The following is a 19,175-nucleotide window of genomic DNA, read 5'->3' on the forward strand; positions in this document are numbered from 1 at the left end:
CGACTGTTGCGGTGTAGCCACAAAAGGAAACCATACTCATGCTGAATAGGTAGTGGACTCCCTACGGAGTTCTAGCTTTGCACATCAAGCTGTTAAGTATTGAGAATAATTAGCAATTTTTTGGCTTAGGCGCTGAGCGAGTAAAGCATGCGCGCTGTGCAAATGGTCATAGATCACTTGTGCCTCTGCTTGATAAGCCAGCTTACGCTCATAAGTCCAATGTGCAGGGGGAGCTGATAAATTATTAATCCGATCTGCCAATTTGACGACCCACACTTCTTTGGGTTGCTGCTGAATGCGTTGTAGTGAATCCAGCATTTGCTCGGTACGTGGCAAATCTGGATTTTTACTTAGAGCGGCTACTCCATCAGCAATTTTCTGCCCAAACTCAGCCACCAGTTCAGGATAAGTACGTGGGGTATCCTCCAAAACGTCATGAAGCAAAGCGCATTGCAGAGCATAATCAAACTCCAAACCTTGCTGCTCAGTGACTAAGCCATGCATGAGTTCCATTGCCACTGCACCGACATGCGCCAGATAATCCATCCGCAAACCTTCAACAGGGGTTGAATAAGTTTGCCCGTGATGAGCCACGGCAGCATATTCCCATGCTTTAGTAAAAAGATCTTGTGACCATAAGTTAGGCATGATGTTTTTCCTTGTATCTATTCCTACCTAGGAAAATAGTATATCAAGAACAGCAGCGGCAGATTCAATTGAGGACTCATAACTGTTGAGCCTCAGATGAGCTAGTTCAAGCCTTAGTCTAGAACCGACTTTCTTGACACACTCTAAACAACTGTTGATGCAAACGGATGGAGGCACACAAGCCTTGTTTCACGGCTTAGGGTGAGTGCAGCACGGCAGAAAGACAAGGGTGTGTTTCGCACTTGTGTGGCCTGAAATAGAGTGGGACAATGGGCGCCGATTCTATCCACGATTCATCACTTAATTGAGGCGGTCATGATGTCAGCCTATACGTTTGAAGTTCGCCCTACCCCGACCCGAGTTGAATTATGGGTCAGGATGCCAAACCAAACGCCTACCTATATCCCTGCTTTATGGCTACGTACCCGCAGCGAAGCCCCTGAAGAACGTGATCTAAGCACACGCCAGCGCTTAATCAACCCCCATCTGCTAGCCACAGATCTTGAATTAACACAGGCGCTGATCAGCGGAGATGCTTTGCGACTTCAGTTTAGTGATGGCTTGTCCACCACTTTGTCTCTCCAACGCCTGACCCGCGATCTTACTCTAGATGACGAATGCCCCCAGAGCATCGCTTGGCGCACAGCCGACTGGCAAACAACAGAGCAGGCTACTCAGGTTCAACGCCCTTTGCCACGTTATGACTGGCGTACCCTAACCCAAGACGAACCTTTCTTCAGGGCTTTAACCGACTTTATTCAATACGGTTTTTTACTATTACACGATACCCCCACCGAACCTAGCAGTATCCTAACTATCGCCCGACGCTTTGGTTACTTACGTGAGACCAATTTCGGCCTACTGTTTGACGTGCACTCCATTCCACCTAGTGAGCAGGCTGACTTTAGTGATGACCTAGCCTATCGTGCTATCGCTTTAGCCCCGCATACCGATAATCCCTATCGCACGCCCGTACCCGGTATTCAGCTCTTGCACTGCCTTGAAAACCAAACTGATGGCGGTTATTCGACCTTAGTAGACAGTCTTGCGGTGTGCGCCCATTTAAAAACCGAAGACCCCGCTGGCTATGCGCTACTCACCACCATCCCGCTGCGTTTTGAATACCGTGGTAGCCAAGCTCAGCTGGTGAATGTCTGCCCCGTGATTGAGCAGGATGGACGTGGACAGATGATCGGCGTGCATTTTAGCCCCCGCCTGTGCGACCTGCCACTGCTGGACGAAGCTAGCACGCGCCGACTCCAAGCGGCTTTGGGGCGGTTGAGCAGCCTATTTTCCGACCCCAGTTACGAATTACATTTTAAACTGATGCCGGGTGAGCTAATGATGTTTGACAATAATCGTGTCTTACACGGGCGCACGGCTTTTGACCCTACTCAAGGCAACCGCCATTTACAAGGCTGTTATATTGATCGTGATACACCACGCAGCCACTATCGGCGTTTAAGCCAACAGTTAAACCGCTCTCTATAGGTTCGCACAAGGAGCACATTATGCAAACCGTTGCCTTTACCCAAATGAAAGACGGTACTACTGAAGAGTACCAATTTCTACGCAGTTTAGAGCACCGCTACATCCGTAGCTTACCGGAACGCCTCGAAGGTGCTTTACAAAGCTTAGGCAGTGGCTTACAAGGCTATCAAATCAGCCGCCTAGAGCACAGTTTACAAGCTGCGACCCGTGCAGAAGCAGACGGTGCAGACATCGACTATATCGTAGCTGCCTTATTACATGATTTAGGCGACGAACTCGCCCCCGCCAATCACTCTCAGTTTGCTGCCAGCATTTTACGTCCCTATGTACGTGCTGAAGTGACTTGGGTCGTGGAAATGCATGGCTTGTTTCAAATGCGTTACTACGCCCACCATTATGGCGATAATCCAGACGGTTACTTGGCCTATCAAGATCACCCTTGGTTTGTGGCATGCTGCCACTTTTGTGAGCGCTGGGATCAAGCCGCTTTTGACCCGAGTTATCCAACTAAGCCCTTGGCTTATTTCATGCCCATGCTGCGTGAGGTATTTAGCCGTACTGCTTTCGATCCGGCCATCTTACAAGCCCCCTAAACCCATCGGGTAAGGAACCCTCAACATGCAAACCTTGCCTTCCTATCTCAACGGCCAATGGTTCATGCCTAGTGGCTCGACCCTACCCGTTTACAATCCTGCTAATGCGAGCATCATCGCTGAACTTACTTTAGGTAACGCCTCCGATGCTCATCAAGCGATACAAGCGGCTAAGCAGGCTTTTCCTGCTTACGCCCAAACCACGCTGGCTGAACGTATCGGCTATCTAGAAGCCTTGCGTGCTGCTTATGCACGCCGCCGCCAAGACTTAGCTGATGCCATCCGCCTCGAAATGGGTGCACCGGCTCAGTTCGCGCTGAATGCACAAGCTGAATCAGGCCTTGCCCATTTCGACGTGCATTTAAAAGCCTTGCGTGAATTCGCCTTTGAATACCGAGTTAATCAATCACAGATTGTGCATGAACCGATCGGCGTAGTGGCCTTGATCACTCCGTGGAATTGGCCGATGAATCAATTAGTGGTCAAAGTGCTTCCCGCCCTCGCCGCCGGTTGCACGATGATCGTCAAACCTAGTGAAATTGCGCCTTTGAGTGCGCAGATTTTTGCAGAAATCGTCGACGAAATAGGCCTACCACCCGGCGTATTTAATCTATTACACGGTGATGGCGAAGGTGTAGGACAAGCCTTGTCTAGGCACCCTGAAGTGGCGATGGTCTCATTCACTGGCTCAATGCGGGCAGGTGTTGCTATCAGCAAAGCAGCCGCTGATACTGTAAAGCGAGTAAGTTTAGAACTAGGCGGTAAATCACCCAACCTGATTTTACGCGATGCCGACCTCCCCAAAGCAATTACCCAAGCCGTGAACTACTGCATGAGTAACAGCGGCCAATCCTGTGATGCACCTTCACGTCTTTACGTCCCACTAGAGCACTATGCCGAAGCTCTACAACAAGCTAAGCTGGCGGCACTCGCACTCAAAGTAGGTGATCCACAAGCCGCTGATACGGACCTAGGCCCTGTGGTCAGCGCCTTGCAATACGAACGCATTCAACAATGGATTCAAATCGGTATCGACGAGGGTGCTAGTCTTGTCTGTGGGGGGCTTGGCAAACCAGCGGGATTGGAACAAGGCTATTATGTAAAAACCACGGTGTTTGGCGATGTGCGCCAAGATATGCGGATTGCCCGTGAAGAAATTTTTGGCCCTGTCTTGGTCATCCTGCCTTATCAGGATGAAGAAGAGCTGATTCAACTGGCTAATGATAGCGATTACGGTTTGTCAGCCTATATCTCTAGTGCAGATCCTCAGCACGCTGCCCGTATTGCCCGCCGTTTACGGGCGGGTCAAGTACAATTGAACTACCCTGAATGGGATTTATACGCCCCCTTCGGTGGTTACAAGCAATCAGGCAACGGCCGTGAATATGCCCAATGGGGCTTACAGGATTTTCTCGAAACTAAAGCTATCATTGGCTATCCACACTAACTCGGTGCAGCACAAGGAACCGGCATGAAATACGGATACATTGGTTTAGGCCATCTCGGCGGTCATTTGGCGGCAAGTTTGTTACGCGCTGGCTTTGAAGTCGTGGTACACGATAAAAACCCCGCCTTAGCACACAGGCATCAGGAAGCTGGTGCGCAGTGGGCCGCTACCGTCGCAGAATTGGTGGCAGAGGTGGATGCAGTCATTACCTGCCTGCCTTCCCCAGCCGTGAGTGAAATGGTATTAGATGCCATGATCGCGGTGGGTAAACCCAACTTGCATTGGATCGAAATGTCCACCTTAGGGCGTGATATTATACTCGCTTTAGCAGCCAAAGCGGCAGCCAGTGGTATGCAGGTACTTGAATGCCCTGTTACAGGCGGCGTGCATTTAGCTGCGCAAGGAAAAATCACCGTGCTAGTAGGAGGCGAGGCTGATTTATTGGCTCAACATCGCCCAGCTTTGCAAGCGATGGGCGATAAAATTTTCCACATGGGTCCTTTAGGGAGTGCAGCGGTGATTAAAGTGATTACCAATATGCTCGCCTTTATTCATCTAGTCGCCGATGGTGAAGCCTTGATGCTGGCGCAACGAGGCGGTTTAGATCTAGCCCAAGCTTGGGCGGCTATTAGTGCCAGTAGTGGGAGCAGTTTTGTACACGAAACCGAGGGGCAACTCATCCTTAACGGCAGTTATGACATTGCTTTCACGATGGATCTAGCCTTGAAAGATCTCGGCTTTGCTGCCGACTACAGCCGTGATTTTGGTGTACCCCTACAACTAGCCAAACTCACTCACGACATCTTTCTGCAAGGCAAAGCGACCTATGGCGGGGATGCACAATCTACCCAGATCGTCAAATTACTCGAAGACGCTCTACAAACCGATCTGCGCGCACCGGGTTTTCCAGCGCGACTTGAATAAGCGTTGGTTTTATGACTTCACTTTGATGATCACCTTCCCCTTCGCCCGTCCTGTCTCGACATAAGCCAAAGCTTCCGCTATCGAGTCGAAGGGGAAGCTTCGATCTACGGATGGTTTAATAGCACCAGACTCGATCAGTGCGCTGATTTCACCTAGCTGATTCCCGCTTGCTCGCATGAAAACAAAGCTGTAGTGGATACCACGCCGCTTTGCCTTGCTCCTGATGCGATGGCTCAACACGCTCAGCACCAGTTTCAAAGGCCAAGCTAGCTTTTTTTCTGCCGCAAATTCTGGTGTAGGCGGGCCGGAGATGGAAACGAGGTAGCCACCTGGTTTGAGTACCTGTAGTGATTTCTCCAGCTCGTCGCTGCCAAGACTGTGCAGCACTACGTCGTAGTCGCGCAACTCGGTGGCGAAGTCCTGCTGCTTGTAGTCGATGACGACATCCGCACCCAGCGCTTTAACCCATTCGACATTGCGGGTGCTCGTCGTTGTCGCAACGAAGGCACCCAGATGCTTGGCCAACTGGATAGCAATACTACCCACACCACCGGAGCCAGCCTGAATGAATACTTTCTGCCCTTGCTTGAGCTTGGCGGTTTCGACCAGCACCTGCCAAGCGGTCAAGCCAACCAGAGGGATAGAGGCTGCTTCCTCCATAGTCAGCTTGGTAGGCTTATGCGCAAGCGACCCTTCTTTGACGGCAATGTACTCGGCGAAGGTGCCGATTCGGAAATCATCCGGTCGTGCATAGACTTCATCACCCGATTTGAATTTCCGCACACCTGAGCCGACCCTGATAACCGTACCGGCGACATCGTGTCCCAGCACTAGCGGCAGGCGATAGGGTAAGATAAGTTTGAACTCCCCGTTCCTGATCTTGATATCGAGAAGATTGACACTGGCTGCATGGATCTGGATTAGGACATCCTCCTCCTGTAGTTCTGGCTCGCCTACTTCGGTCAGGTGACCGATTTCTTTCTTGCCGTAGCGATCAATGGTGAAGGCTTTCATATAGGTTTTCTCTTTTTTGAGTGTGTTTGAGTGTGTGAGTCGGCTGCAAGCAGCTTGCGTGGCATCATTCTGCAAGAAAGGCCAAAGCTTGCCTCACGAAGTCTTCATGATACTGGAAGATTCCGCCATGTCCGGCGTCTTCGTAGATAACGAGCCGCGAGTTCGGAATCCGCCGTGCCATATCGTGGCTCAGCGCGGTGGGTACCATAATATCATGGTCTCCATTGACAATCAGGACAGGCAAACGCAGATGGGATAGATCTTGCGACGTTTGCCGTCCCCAGTCCTTGATCGCCTTGAGTTGGCGAAAGAATGCGCTAGGTGTTGCCGCCTTGTCACGATCGGTTTTGCGCTCCTGCAAGCGCTTCAGAAAGGCGCTTGCCGCCTGCCGACCATTGGCCGTAGAGGTGAAAAACAAGTAGGTTTTGGGATCACGCAGCGTCAACAGCCCCTTGAGCATCAGCGGCCAAGACACAGCGCCAACACGATCAATGCCTTGGCCGCCCGCTGGACCCGTGCCAGTGAGGATAAGCTTGCGCACGAGGTTTGGTGCTGTCAGCACCACCTCCTGCGCCACGAAGCCACCGAGCGAAAAGCCTAGTAGCTCGACTTGTTCAAAACCCATCGCACGGATGAGTAAGAGGGTATCACGTGCCATCTCGCCCACGGTCACTGGCGCAGTGCCACCGGACAAACCGATTCCTCGGTAGTCGATAGCAATGACGCGATGCTGGCGGGCCAAGCCTTCCACGATGCGTGGGTCGAAGTTATCCAGTACCGCACCCCAATGATTGAGTAGCACCAGAGGAATACCGTTCTGCTGACCTAATTCACGGTAAGCGAAGGTAGTATCTCCTGCTTTGATCAGGTGAGTTGGGGCTTTTACATAGGATGGTGCCGACTGAGTATCAGGGTTGAAACTGTTCATTTTTGATTCATTCCGCTAAGAATTGGATCGCATGTTTGAGGAAGCGCTCGGGATACTGAAATTGTGCACCGTGACCGGCATCTGGATAGATCAGCAACTGGGCATTGGGGATGTTCTGTGCCAAATGCCAAGAATTGATCGTGGGGATCATCACATCTTTGCGCCCGTTGAGCACCAAGGTGGGCTGCTGGATGGCATTTAGATAGGCGTAGGGGTTCTCGCCTGCCAGCGGCGGTAGATAGGCAGCATGGGCTTCAGCCTGTGCCTGAGCAACTGCGGCGGAACTGGGCGGGTCCTGATCGACACGCTGGTGACGACGTTCCCAAAAAGCCAGCCCAGCCTGCTGAGCAGCTTCGGAGCGCCCAAAAAACAGGTAGAGAAAGTCCTCCGCCGTCGGCACCGGACGGGGTGCGACTTCGAGCACCTTGGGCTCCATGTTCGGGTCACCGCCGCGCAAGCCAGTACCTAGCAGTAGTAACTTGCGTACCAGTTGCGGATGGCGCAGTGCTACTTCCTGTACTTGGAAACCACCGAGCGAAAAACCTAGCAGATCTACCTGTGACAGACCTAGTGCACGGATCACCTGTGCAATGTCATCGGCCATGTCTTCAATACGGTTGCGTGGAGTACCGCTCGACGAGGCGATGCCGCGCCCGTTGAAAAGGATCACTTCGCGGTCTGCAGCCAGTCCATCGGTCAACAGCGGATCCCAATGATCCATACCACCTCGGAAGTGTTGCACGAAGAATAGCGGTGGCTGCGAACCAGAAGCATTGCCCCAGCGGCGGTAGGCGAATTTGTCGCCATCTACTTCGATCAATTGTGTGGGTGCGGTCAGGTGAGTGATGCTCATGATTAGGGTCCTTTCAATTAATGTTTATTAATGATGACGATCATAATCTAAACTGTCAAGTATTTTGATGATGGGTGACATCAATGTATACTGGAAGCTCCTAACAGAGATGAAAAAGTCAGTTCGATATGAAGATTACCAAAGCACAAGCACAAGCGAACCGGGCGCATATTGTCGAAACAGCCTCTAAACTCTTTCGTGAGCATGGCTACGACGGTGTTGGTGTTGCCGACCTAATGGCTGCTGCGGGTTTTACTCATGGCGGCTTCTACAAGCATTTCGACTCCAAGGCCGATTTAATGGCGGAAGCCACCGTTTGTGGCTTCTCGCAAACCGTGGCAATGATCGAAGATTCAGATCTTGCTGGATTTGTGCAGCAGTACTTGTCTAGGCAGCACCGTGATGCTCCTGGTGAAGGTTGCACGATGGCAGCATTGAGTGCAGACGCGGCGCGTCAGCCAAAGCCCGTCAGAGAAGTCTTTGCTGCTGGACTAGAGCGTTTGCTTGCAGTGCTGAATCCCGATGCTACTGAGGATATGGCTCTATCGCGTGAGACACGCGCTAAGAACATTAATGCGATTGCGCTGGCTGTCGGTGCGCTCATGCTGTCACGGGCTTGTCCCGATGATTCTCCGCTTGCTGATGAAATCCTAGAAACCTGCCGCGAAAAAATCAGCTCGCTTTAGAGAGCGCTATCAAAACCGATCTCGCAGTGAATAATACATCATAGCCGTCACTAACAACGGCCAGCGCAGCCAAGTTCCACCGGGAAACGACCAATTTGGTAATTTAGCCATGACCTCAAAACGCTCAGCCGTACCGGCAAGCGCTTCCGCTAATAATTTACCCGCTAAAGTTGCTAAAGCCACCCCATGCCCAGAATAACCACTCGCCGAAAAGACATTAGGTTGTAAGCGGGTAAAATAAGGTAAGCGATTCACCGTGACTGCTAGCGTCCCCCCCCATGAATACTCAATATTAGCCTTGGCCAATTGTGGAAAGACTGCCAGCATTCTAGGACGCACTAACGCAGGAATATCCTTTGGAAATTTAAAACTATAACTTTCACCACCACCAAACAATAAACGCTGATCCGCACTCATTCGGAAATAATTCACTACAAACGCTGAATCCGCCACCGCGTAACGATTGGGTATTAAATCTTGAATTTGCGCCATGCTTAAAGGCTCAGTCGCAACTATGTAGTTATTAATCGGCATTACTCGAGAAGCAATTTTCGGTTCTAAATCATCTAAGTAACCATTACATGCCAAAACTAAATAATCCGCAGTAACCTGCCCCTGAGCCGTATTCACCGCTAGTTTAGCGCCCTTAGTATAGTTTATGGCGGGCGAACGCTCATAAATGATCACACCGGCACGTTTTGCCGCTGCTGCTAAACCCAAGGCATAATTGAGTGGATGTAGATGCGCTGCCCCTAAATTGAGCATGCCACCGTAATATAAAGGCGAATGCAATTCTTGCTGGAGAGCCGCCTGATCTAAAAATTGAATATCAGTGTAGGCATAATCGCGCTGCAATTTTTCAGCAAACTCACGGCTCGCTTGCACAAAACGCCGCCGATGATCCGCATGAATAATCCCTGCTTGCAGATCACAACTTATTTGGTATTTGTGAATTAAATCTTTGCACAGCTGCACGGCTTCTAAAGATAAATCCCAGAGTGCTTGGGCTTGGGTACGGCCAACCAGCACCTCAAGCTCAGCCTGATCTTTATTCCAACCGGTACCGACTTGCCCACCATTGCGCCCCGACGCCCCCCAACCGACTCGATGCGCCTCCAGTAAAACGACTTGATAACCCGCTTCAGCTAAATGCAGAGCTGCCGATAAGCCGGTATATCCGCCCCCAATGATGCATACATCGGCAGTGATAGTGCCTTGCAGCTGGGGAGCATCAGACAAGGTATTCGCCGTGGCCGCATACCAAGAAGCCGGGTATTGCCCCGGCCGATCATTGCTATATAAAAAACCAGTCGCCATTAACTGAAGAAGCCTTGATCCTTAGCCTGAGCATAGGTTTGATCTAGGGTGAGGGTGGCTTTTTCAATGAGTTCATCTACTTCGCTGTGGCTAATCACCAAGGGTGGCGAAATAATCATGGTGTCACCTACATGACGCATCACTAAGCCATTATTAAAGCTATGCTCACGGCAGATTAAACCCACCGTACCCTTTTCCACTTTGAACGGTGCACGCTTAGTTTTATTGGGGGTTAATTCAATCCCCCCCACTAAACCAAGCATGCGTGCCTCGCCAACCAGTGGATGTTCTGCCAGTTTTAACCAGCGCTCTTGCAGATACGGGCCAATATCCGATTTGACCCGCTGCGGTAAGTTTTCACTCTCCAAAATATTCAAGGTCGCTAAAGCCGCTGCACAAGCCACCGGATGCCCTGAATAGGTATAGCCGTGATAAAACTCACCGTGATTCGCAATCACATCAAACACCCGATCACTAACCAAGACTCCACCCATCGGGATGTAACCCGCCGTGAGGCCTTTAGCAATCGTCATTAAATCTGGCTTGATCCCAAAATAATCTGCACCAAACCACTCACCCGTCCGCCCGAATCCCGTGATCACTTCATCCGTAATTAGCAGAATGTCATACTTGCGACAAATCCGTTCAATCTCTGGCCAGTAAGTCAGGGGTGGAATCACCACACCACCAGCCCCTTGAATGGGTTCGCCAATAAATGCAGCGACCTTATCCGCACCAAGCTCCAGAATTTTGGACTCTAGCTCCCGCGCCCTTTGTAAGCCGAATTCATTCGGGTCAAGATCACCGCCATCGCCATACCAATAGGGTTGATTGATATGCACAATGCCAGGAATCGGTAAGCCACCCTGCTCGTGTACCACACTAAAACCACCTAAGCTCGCCCCTGCCACTGTTGAGCCGTGGTAAGCGTTCTTGCGTGAGATAATCACCTGACGCTCGGGTTGGCCTTGGGCAGCCCAGAAATGCCGCACCATCCGCAAAATAGTGTCATTAGCATCCGAACCTGAGCCAGTGAAAAATACATGATTCATCTGCTCAGGGGCTAAACTCGTCAAGCGGGCGGCTAATTCGATGACGGGGGGGTGGCTAGTCTGGAAAAAGGTGTTGTAGTAGGGGAGTTCACGCATTTGCGCACTAACGGCTTGGACGATTGCTTCCCGCCCGTAGCCGACCCCGACACACCATAAACCTGCCATGCCATCAAGAATGCGATTGCCTTTGCTGTCATAAATATAAACGCCTTCCGCGTGTGTAATGACCCGCGCTCCTTTTTGATTCAAATGCGCAGTATCAGTGAATGGATGAATATGATGAGCTGCATCTTGTGCTTGATAATGGGTCATCGTCATTCCTTAATTAAACAGTGAGTAACAAGTGTTCACGCTCCCAAGGGCTGACAACTTGCATATATTCTTCAAACTCACAGGTTTTCAGGGCTTTATAGATGTCTGAGAACTGGTGGCCTAATAGCTCTTGTAGTTCTTCACAATCATCAAAAGCGACCATCGCCTCTTGTAAACCACGGGGTAAGCCGTATTTGGTATCTTGTTGGGCATTACCGAGAAACTCTGTACTTGGCTCTAAACGATGTGCCATACCGAGATAGCCCGTTGCAAGACTGGCTGCAATTGCGAGATATGGGTTGGTATCCATCCCTGCAATGCGATTTTCCACCCGTCGTGCTTCTGGCGGGCTGCGTGGAACACGCAAGCCAGCAGAACGATTATCCACTGACCACTCCAAATTAATCGGCGCAGAATAACCAGGCATCAAACGGCGGAATGAATTGACATAGGGAGCCATAATGCAGGTGGCCGCTTCTAAATAGGTTTGTTGCCCAGCGATAAAGTTATAAAACAGTGGAGTTGGTTCACCCTTAGCATCCGAGAAGATATTCTTGCCAGTCTTAGCATCCACCACACTTTGATGAATATGCATCGCACTGCCGGGTTCTAACTCCATCGGCTTAGCCATAAAAGTGGCATAGCAATTATGCCGCATCGCAGCTTCACGAATGAGACGCTTGAAAATGAATACATGATCAGCCAAGAGCAGTGGATCACCGTGCATGAGATTGATTTCAAGCTGGGCGGGGCCACCTTCTTGGATAATCGTATTGATTTCCAAACCTTGAGCATCCGCAAACTTATAAATATCCTCAATAATCGGCTCATACTCATCCAAAGCCATCATCGAAAAGGCTTGACGTCCGACACTTTGCCGCCCAGAGCGCCCCACTGGAGGTTTGAGTGGAATATCAGGATCAATATTGCGTTCAGTGAGATAAAACTCTAACTCAGGGGCAACAATCGCCTTCCAACCTTTATCGGCATATTTGTTAATCACCCGCTTTAATACATTCCGTGGAGCACAAGGCACTGGCATCCCATTTTGATAATAGAGATCATGAATCACCATTAAGCTCGGATGGCGCGCCCAAGGTAAGGCTCGCACGCTCGATAAGTCTGGCACTAAGCGCAGGTCGATTTCAGTAGTGTATTCTTCAGAATCAAACTCGAAATACTTACCAGTAATCGTTTGAAAAAAGATACTAAAGGGCAAAAACGCAGGTTGTAGCTCACCAAATCGAGAGGCAGGCATGACTTTGCCACGGGCGACACCATGAATATCGGCGACGACGCATTCTACTTCATCAATTTGGTAACGGCGGATTAGGTCTTTTAAATCATCTTGAGAGTCAGATTTGAGGGAGATATGAGTGTTTTGATCGCTCATGATTGCACGCTTCGGACTAGTTCCTAGTCGGTTATTGAGATTATGTGATCACATTTTCCGGGGTCGCTGCTTAAAAGTCAACTATCGGCTGCTCGATAAGTGCAACAAAGCATGCTGCATAGCAACAAGCATCGTCAGAAACTAACCTCCTGCTAAGCGGTTGGTGACTATAGGAATTTTTTTAGCGCTAAACGGTCATAATGAGGTCAAAATACTTGACCCGCCTCAGGATCAAAGCCATATTGTGATCACATTTACCTAAGTGAAAAAATTGTTAATCAAACCGAGGCTTAATCCCTATAATGAAGCGGTAGATTTGAGGAATTAGTTTAAATCGTAAGGGGAACATTTCAGATGAAAGAAACATTTGCTCATTTTAAAAAGTTAGCAGTGTCCACGATGGTGGCTACCACCCTAGCCTTCAGTGTAGCTACCCCCAGTACCGCTGAAGAGCGTAGCTTAAATATCTATAACTGGTCAGATTACATTGATAATGATGTACTCAAAGAGTTCACGGAAAAAACCGGCATCAAAGTCAATTATGATGTGTTTGACTCCAATGAACTGCTCGAAACCAAGCTGTCTGCGGGTTCTTCCGGTTATGATTTAGTAGTCCCCACGGCTAACTTCTTAGCACGGCAAATCGAAGCCAAGATTTTCCAAAAGCTCGACAAAACCAAACTACCGAATTTGGCCAACTCTTGGGATATGGTTAATGAGCGGGTTGCGGTCTACGACCCTGGCCAAGAATACTCCGTCAATTATCTGTGGGGAACGATTGGGGTTGGCTATTCTGAAGAGAAAGTGAAAAAGCTATTGCCCGATGCCCCTGTAGACTCTTGGGATATGGTTTTCAAGCCAGAAGTAGCCAGTAAATTAGCCGAGTGTGGTATCTATTTGTTGGATTCGTCCACGGATATTATCCCGCCTGCGTTGAAATACTTAGGCTTAGACCCTAATGATTTTAGTAAAGACAATCTAAAAAAAGCCGAGGAATTACTCTTAAAAGTTCGCCCATATATTAAGAAATTCCACTCATCCGAGTTCATTACTGCCCTAGCCAATGGTGATATTTGTGTGGCGGTGGGTTTCTCTGGGGATATTTTCCAAGCCGAATCGCGGGCTGCTGAAGCCAAAAACGGTATTACTGTTAAATATGTTATCCCTAAAGAAGGTAGTACCATGTGGTTTGACCAGATGGCTATTCCAGCTGATGCTAAAAATGTCGCCGAAGCCCATGAGTTTATTAACTTTGTGATGGAGCCTAAGAATATCGCTCGCATTTCTAATGCAGTCTCTTATGCGAATGGCAATAAGCCCTCACAAGAGTTTATTAATAAAGAAATCTTGGAAAATCCCGCTATTTATCCTACGGAAGAAGTAATGAAAAATCTCTTCACGGTTAAAACCTTGGATAATAGCACTCAACGCTTATTCAATCGTTCTTGGACGACGATTAAAAGTGGTCAATAAGCACTAGTACTTAGCTATTCAACATCGGCTTCAAACGCTTGAAGCCGATATGTCAAACTGCTATTAAGCAAATCTCATTACTATTGGGTGTCGGAAGGAGTAGCACAGATGGCGGATGCACCAGAACAGCGCAAAGTCTTTGCGCCGTGGTTAGATCCAACTCAAAAACCACTAATTCGCTTTGAAAATGTGACTAAGCGTTTTGGCGACTTCGTGGCTTTAGATAATTTAACCTTGGATATTTATGAGCGCGAATTCTACGCCCTATTAGGCCCTTCTGGTTGTGGTAAAACCACGATGTTGCGTCTACTTGCGGGTTTTGAAACACCGACTAGTGGGCGGATTCTGATTGGAGGGGAAGATATTAGCCATATTCCGCCGAATAAACGCCCCATCAATATGATGTTCCAGTCATATGCCCTCTTCCCGCATATGACGGTCGCTAAGAATATTGGCTTTGGCTTAAAACAAGAAGGCCAAAGTGCTGAAGCGATTGAGCAAAGAGTCAAAGAAATGTTGGCTTTAGTCCAGCTCGAACCTTTTGCCCAACGTAAACCTCATCAATTGTCAGGCGGGCAACGGCAGCGGGTAGCCTTGGCGCGCTCCTTAGCCAAACGGCCTAAATTGCTGCTACTGGATGAGCCTTTAGGTGCTTTGGACAAGAAGCTCCGTGAGCAAACCCAATTCGAGCTTATGAACCTCCAAGAAAAGCTCGGCATGACCTTTATGATTGTGACGCATGATCAAGAAGAGGCGATGACGATGGCCAGTCGAATCGCCGTCATGGATAAAGGCCAAGTGATGCAAGTCGATACACCGGCGGATATTTATGAAGCTCCTAATTCACGTTATGTCGCTGATTTTATTGGTAATGTGAACTTTATTGAATGCACGGTTGCAGGTCATAATGGTCAAGAATATCAACTCAATGACCAACAAGGTAATCGCTTTCGGTTAGTCAGTGATGTGGTACTAGAACCCCATTCAACCGTATGGCTAGCAGTCCGTCCTGAAAAAGTGATGGTGAGTAAAGAGCCACCCCAAGGTGAGTTGAATGCGGTTAAAGGCATTGTTTGGGATATTGCCTATTCGGGTGATACCTCGACCTACCATGTCCGCTTGCCCAATGGGAGTACACTGAAATCAGAAATGGCGAATCTGCGGCGGGTCCGTAATCGAGCGATTACCTGGGAGGATCAAGTATGGTTATCTTGGTCACTGACTGCAGCTGTGCCTCTCAAACGTTAAGGAGGATGCTATGCAACGCCAATTTGATTGGGGACGTTTTCTACTCATAGCAATCCCATTTTTGTGGTTGCTGATCTTCTTTTTATTGCCCTTTGCTATCGTCGTTAAAATCTCGCTGTCGGATACCGCCAATGCATTGCCGCCTTATGTACCGACCCTCAATCTATCTGAAGGCCTCTCAGGGATCACGAGCTTTTTTAGCCAACTGGATTTTGAAAGCTTTGCTTGGCTGTTGGATGACAAAATCTATTTTCTGTCTTACTTAAATAGCTTAAAGATTGCATTTATTTCAACCTTACTGACCTTGCTAATTGGCTATCCGATGGCTTATGGTTTGGCCAAATCACCACAACGCTGGCGTACTATTCTATTAATGCTGGTGATTCTGCCGTTTTGGACGAGCTTCTTAATTCGAGTCTATGCATGGATTGGGATTTTAAAGCCCGAAGGTTTGCTCAATATGGGCTTGATGGGTCTAGGTTTAATTGATAACCCCCTCGCTATTATTAATACCCCGACAGCGGTTTATATTGGCATTGTCTATTCTTACCTGCCCTTCTTAGTGCTCCCTCTCTATGCAACCCTAGAAAAGCTAGATCAGACTTTGATTGAAGCCGCGCTCGATTTAGGCTGCTCGCCGATTAAAGCTTTCTGGCAAGTGACCTTTCCTTTATCTTTACCCGGTGTAGTGGCAGGCTGTTTCTTAGTCTTTATTCCTGCGATGGGTGAATTTGTGATCCCCGACTTACTCGGTGGCTCCGACACGATCATGATTGGTAAAACCCTCTGGAGTGAATTCTTTGGGAATCGTGATTGGCCGATTGCCTCAGCGGTCGCTGTGGTGTTATTGCTGTCGCTCGTCATTCCTATTGTGATTTTCCAACGGATTCAAGAACGCCAACGGGAGGATAATGCATGAATGTAACCCGTTTTAGCTGGTTTAATTTAACCAGCCTGATGCTCGCCTTTTCCTTTCTCTACTTGCCTATTTTATTGCTAATTTTGTTTAGCTTTAATGCTTCGAAATTAGTGACCGTTTGGGGAGGCTTTTCGACTAAATGGTATGTGAGCTTGTTTCAGAATGAGATGTTTATGCAGGCCGCTTGGGTCACGCTAAAAGTCGCGGTAGTGAGTGCCACCCTAGCCACTATTCTTGGTACGATGGCAGCGATTGTTTTGACTCGGGTGGGGCGTTTCCGTGGGCGTTTAATCTTCTCGGGAATGATCTATTCACCGTTAGTAATGCCTGAAGTTATTACTGGCTTAGCGCTACTTCTACTGTTTGTTGCGATTGGTTTAGATCGAGGCTATTGGACCATTACCTTAGCGCATACCACTTTAACCATGTGCTTTGTAACTGTCGTAGTGTCTTCGCGCTTAGTGAGTTTTGATAAATCGTTAGAAGAAGCTGCTTTAGATTTAGGTTGCACTAAACTCTCTGCCTTTTTCCAAGTGACCCTGCCGATTATTATGCCTGCAATTATTGCAGGTTGGTTATTGGCTTTTACTTTGTCATTGGATGATTTAGTCATCGCCTCCTTTACTTCAGGCCCTGGCTCAACCACCCTACCGATGAAAATTTATAGCCAAGTCCGCTTAGGTTTGAACCCTGAGATCAATGCCCTATCGACCCTATTGATTTTATTAGTGAGTGTGGGTGTCGTGATTGCTTCGTTGGTGAGTCGGCGAGCTGAGGAACAAACTAACTGATAACTAACCTATCAACAGGCAATTACTTAATTAGTGCTTGCCTGTTTCTATGGAATTACTAATGAGTACTAATAAACGGCACTCGTCTATACAACTATCTCCCATCAAAGTGCGAAGCTATCTAGCAAGCCGAGGGATATTCTCTTTAAGAGAATTCGAGATTGCCTATGCTCAAGCACAAGGTAGAAACCATGATGGCACTGAAAATACAACACCTCGCAATGTATGGAAAGGTATACCAATTGCGAATAACAGAGCACAAGACATTGCCAGTTTTTTAGGCTTAACAAGCCCATTAGCACTACTCGCTGATACCGAGTCTCCTTGGGAGTCAATAATTTACAATTCAAATTTGTGTGGCAACTGGATGCGCTTTCATACGAAGGAAGCAGGACAGCTTAATCTAATTATTTTTGACCAAGCTACTTTAGCTACAAATGAGTACTTAGATCACCATACTATAACAGCGCAGTTTCACTTAGAGTTAAAAGCTGAACGAGGTGATCACTTCCTATTTCTAATGCGCTCGACTTCCGACTTTATGGTTTTTGCCCCAGTTGAACACGCCAATCATCTCAACTACTGCACAGATAGAGATTTAATATATCCACAAAATGGTAGGAGCTTGTCATTTGACCCAGATAAAGGCGGTGGCTTTCGTGAGTTGATTGGCATCAAAGTTGCGGGTAATCTGCCATTTCACTCCCGTTCTGCACGCACAGGCTATATGACTAACCTGGATGAACTAAATCGCTTTGCCTTGCAATTGCAGATGGATAAAGGACTACAGGGCAAAATATCTGTAGTGGTTTATCCATTTCTGTTAGTAACAACCAGTGAGAAAGATAACTTTTGGCAAAACAGAACTCCATAAATTTTGGACTGAGCAGGTAAATGCAGTGCGTTCCGCTATTCAAATACATACAGAAGCACCTGTTCCCGCTGTTAATGCTTTTATCTTGCTCGATTCACCAAAAATTGGTGCAAGTGTTTCTGCAATAGAACCTTTACAACCAGTAATCACAGTTAATAGTGGAACTATAAAAAATATTGCAACCTTATTTACTGAATTATGCAAAAATGATTATTTTTTTATTTTTCCATCAGGAGTAGGTAAAAAAAAATATCTGCTAACCGCATTAGCTACGCGATGGATTTTATTGCATGAACTTGCTCATTGGTTACTAGGACATTGTGGAGCGGTCGCGCAACACTTCTTAGATGAAGGTACTCAACATTTGGTTGTGTTCGCTGCAGACGAAGATGAACCGATGGATCTAAAGCATAATGATAAGCTTAAATACTTAGAATTACAGGCTGATGGTCTGGCTTTTGAATTACTGCTACATCATGCAACTTTTGCTGATGAGTCCACTGACACAACTTGGAAATGGATTGATGCTGCTCAAAATCCCAACTTAACCGATGTGGATGTAATTACACAAAAAATCAGATCAATTATGGTTGCAGGGTCAAGTGTTGTATTGGCGATGGAGCAGCTACGTCGAGCAGCCTTTGGGATGAATCTAGCCTACCCTCTGCCATTAACACGTTTAACCAATTTGATGGCTACTGCTATTGGAGTGATGAGCGACTACATCGGTGTAACCGAAGAAACACCTGATGGGCGTTTAGTGATAAATCCAAAAGCTTATCAAGCACATGAAGAGATTTTTAATACCTTAGTCACTGGCTTGGCTGCAAGCATGCTGGATGCAGGATTAATGGCTGAGACATTAGGGGTAAGTGATGTTTTGGTTGGTGATACAGAAATCAGCGTTGAAATTAACCTTAAACTTATGGAATCCTTCAATCAGAAGCTAATATTTTTACAAAATCTTCAAAAATATATGAATAACCAATCTTTTCGACCTAAACCATCTGAATGGAATTCTTTATCGTTTAATGAGTATATTGATTTACATAATATGAGAAAGATCGTCGATCCTTTGTTATTTGATTATGCAATTATTGATTTTTAAGAAGTCATATTTCTTTATAAATTAGCTAATACACATAAATACTCTACTATTATAACTAGCATCTACACAAACCTAATTTGATGCAGATGCTAGATAAAATCAAA

The 19,175-nt window shown here is 47.7% G+C and carries 18 protein-coding genes; 11 read left to right on the forward strand and 7 right to left on the reverse strand.

Annotation, left to right across the window (positions count from 1 at the left end):
* Positions 1 to 84 precede the first annotated feature (84 nt).
* Entirely contained in the window at positions 85 to 648 is a 564-nt protein-coding gene (locus B5D50_RS00240) for an HD domain-containing protein (RefSeq protein WP_078920571.1), read from the reverse strand.
* Between the two features lie 261 nt (positions 649 to 909).
* On the opposite strand from B5D50_RS00240, the gene B5D50_RS00245 reads away from it, so the two are divergent.
* Genes B5D50_RS00245 through B5D50_RS00260 form a run of 4 tightly spaced genes read left to right on the forward strand, consistent with a single transcriptional unit; the run spans position 910 to position 5,103 of the window.
* On the forward strand, positions 910 to 2,139 hold the full coding sequence (locus tag B5D50_RS00245) for a TauD/TfdA family dioxygenase (RefSeq protein WP_078920572.1): 1,230 nt from the start codon (positions 910 to 912) through the stop codon (positions 2,137 to 2,139).
* A gap of 20 nt (positions 2,140 to 2,159) precedes the next feature.
* Positions 2,160 to 2,732, forward strand: a complete 573-nt coding sequence (locus tag B5D50_RS00250; RefSeq protein WP_200806998.1) for an HD domain-containing protein — start codon at positions 2,160 to 2,162, stop codon at positions 2,730 to 2,732.
* A gap of 25 nt (positions 2,733 to 2,757) precedes the next feature.
* The gene (locus B5D50_RS00255) at positions 2,758 to 4,179 is read left to right on the forward strand and encodes an aldehyde dehydrogenase family protein (RefSeq protein ID WP_078920574.1); all 1,422 of its coding nucleotides are present in this window, start codon (positions 2,758 to 2,760) and stop codon (positions 4,177 to 4,179) included.
* 24 nt (positions 4,180 to 4,203) lie between these two features.
* A complete protein-coding gene (locus B5D50_RS00260; protein ID WP_078920575.1) occupies positions 4,204 to 5,103 on the forward strand; it encodes an NAD(P)-dependent oxidoreductase in 900 nt (299 codons plus the stop codon).
* A 9-nt stretch (positions 5,104 to 5,112) separates the two neighbouring features.
* Here B5D50_RS00260 and B5D50_RS00265 read toward each other — a convergent pair whose 3' ends face one another.
* The 3 genes from B5D50_RS00265 to B5D50_RS00275 form a co-directional block, all read right to left on the reverse strand.
* Positions 5,113 to 6,117 (reverse strand): NADP-dependent oxidoreductase, encoded by a 1,005-nt coding sequence (locus B5D50_RS00265; protein ID WP_078920576.1) that lies wholly within the window; start codon positions 6,115 to 6,117, stop codon positions 5,113 to 5,115.
* Positions 6,118 to 6,181: 64 nt separating this feature from the next.
* Positions 6,182 to 7,045 (reverse strand): alpha/beta fold hydrolase, encoded by an 864-nt coding sequence (locus B5D50_RS00270; RefSeq protein ID WP_078920577.1) that lies wholly within the window; start codon positions 7,043 to 7,045, stop codon positions 6,182 to 6,184.
* A 7-nt stretch (positions 7,046 to 7,052) separates the two neighbouring features.
* Entirely contained in the window at positions 7,053 to 7,898 is an 846-nt protein-coding gene (locus B5D50_RS00275; protein WP_078920578.1) for an alpha/beta fold hydrolase, read from the reverse strand.
* 128 nt (positions 7,899 to 8,026) lie between these two features.
* Between B5D50_RS00275 and B5D50_RS00280 the strand changes: the two genes are divergently transcribed.
* Positions 8,027 to 8,584, forward strand: a complete 558-nt coding sequence (locus B5D50_RS00280) for a TetR/AcrR family transcriptional regulator (RefSeq protein ID WP_078920579.1) — start codon at positions 8,027 to 8,029, stop codon at positions 8,582 to 8,584.
* A gap of 9 nt (positions 8,585 to 8,593) precedes the next feature.
* Here the strand turns inward: B5D50_RS00280 and B5D50_RS00285 are convergent, their stop codons facing one another.
* From B5D50_RS00285 to B5D50_RS00295, 3 genes are read right to left on the reverse strand one after another with little or no spacing between them, the layout of a single operon-like run.
* Positions 8,594 to 9,901, reverse strand: a complete 1,308-nt coding sequence (locus B5D50_RS00285; protein ID WP_078920580.1) for an NAD(P)/FAD-dependent oxidoreductase — start codon at positions 9,899 to 9,901, stop codon at positions 8,594 to 8,596.
* On the reverse strand, positions 9,901 to 11,265 hold the full coding sequence (locus B5D50_RS00290) for an aspartate aminotransferase family protein (RefSeq protein WP_327192630.1): 1,365 nt from the start codon (positions 11,263 to 11,265) through the stop codon (positions 9,901 to 9,903). Before B5D50_RS00290 ends, B5D50_RS00285 begins: the two co-directional genes overlap by 1 nt.
* A 13-nt stretch (positions 11,266 to 11,278) precedes the next feature.
* Positions 11,279 to 12,658, reverse strand: coding sequence for a glutamine synthetase family protein (locus tag B5D50_RS00295; protein ID WP_078920582.1), 1,380 nt, complete (start codon positions 12,656 to 12,658; stop codon positions 11,279 to 11,281).
* A 354-nt stretch (positions 12,659 to 13,012) separates the two neighbouring features.
* Between B5D50_RS00295 and B5D50_RS00300 the strand changes: the two genes are divergently transcribed.
* From B5D50_RS00300 to B5D50_RS00325, 6 genes are all read left to right on the forward strand, one after another.
* Entirely contained in the window at positions 13,013 to 14,131 is a 1,119-nt protein-coding gene (locus tag B5D50_RS00300) for a polyamine ABC transporter substrate-binding protein (RefSeq protein WP_200806999.1), read from the forward strand.
* A 108-nt stretch (positions 14,132 to 14,239) separates the two neighbouring features.
* On the forward strand, positions 14,240 to 15,379 hold the full coding sequence (locus B5D50_RS00305; RefSeq protein ID WP_078920583.1) for an ABC transporter ATP-binding protein: 1,140 nt from the start codon (positions 14,240 to 14,242) through the stop codon (positions 15,377 to 15,379).
* 10 nt (positions 15,380 to 15,389) lie between these two features.
* Positions 15,390 to 16,298 (forward strand): ABC transporter permease subunit, encoded by a 909-nt coding sequence (locus tag B5D50_RS00310; RefSeq protein WP_078920584.1) that lies wholly within the window; start codon positions 15,390 to 15,392, stop codon positions 16,296 to 16,298.
* Complete coding sequence (locus B5D50_RS00315) at positions 16,295 to 17,089, forward strand: ABC transporter permease (protein ID WP_078920585.1); 795 nt, start codon at positions 16,295 to 16,297, stop codon at positions 17,087 to 17,089. Before B5D50_RS00310 ends, B5D50_RS00315 begins: the two co-directional genes overlap by 4 nt.
* 61 nt (positions 17,090 to 17,150) lie before the next feature.
* A complete protein-coding gene (locus B5D50_RS00320; protein ID WP_143594200.1) occupies positions 17,151 to 17,963 on the forward strand; it encodes a hypothetical protein in 813 nt (270 codons plus the stop codon).
* On the forward strand, positions 17,926 to 19,071 hold the full coding sequence (locus B5D50_RS00325) for a hypothetical protein (RefSeq protein WP_143594201.1): 1,146 nt from the start codon (positions 17,926 to 17,928) through the stop codon (positions 19,069 to 19,071). Before B5D50_RS00320 ends, B5D50_RS00325 begins: the two co-directional genes overlap by 38 nt.
* The last annotated feature ends 104 nt before the right edge of the window (positions 19,072 to 19,175 follow it).

This window comes from Thiothrix eikelboomii, from assembly GCF_900167255.1.
Taxonomy (GTDB): Bacteria; Pseudomonadota; Gammaproteobacteria; order Thiotrichales; family Thiotrichaceae; genus Thiolinea; species Thiolinea eikelboomii.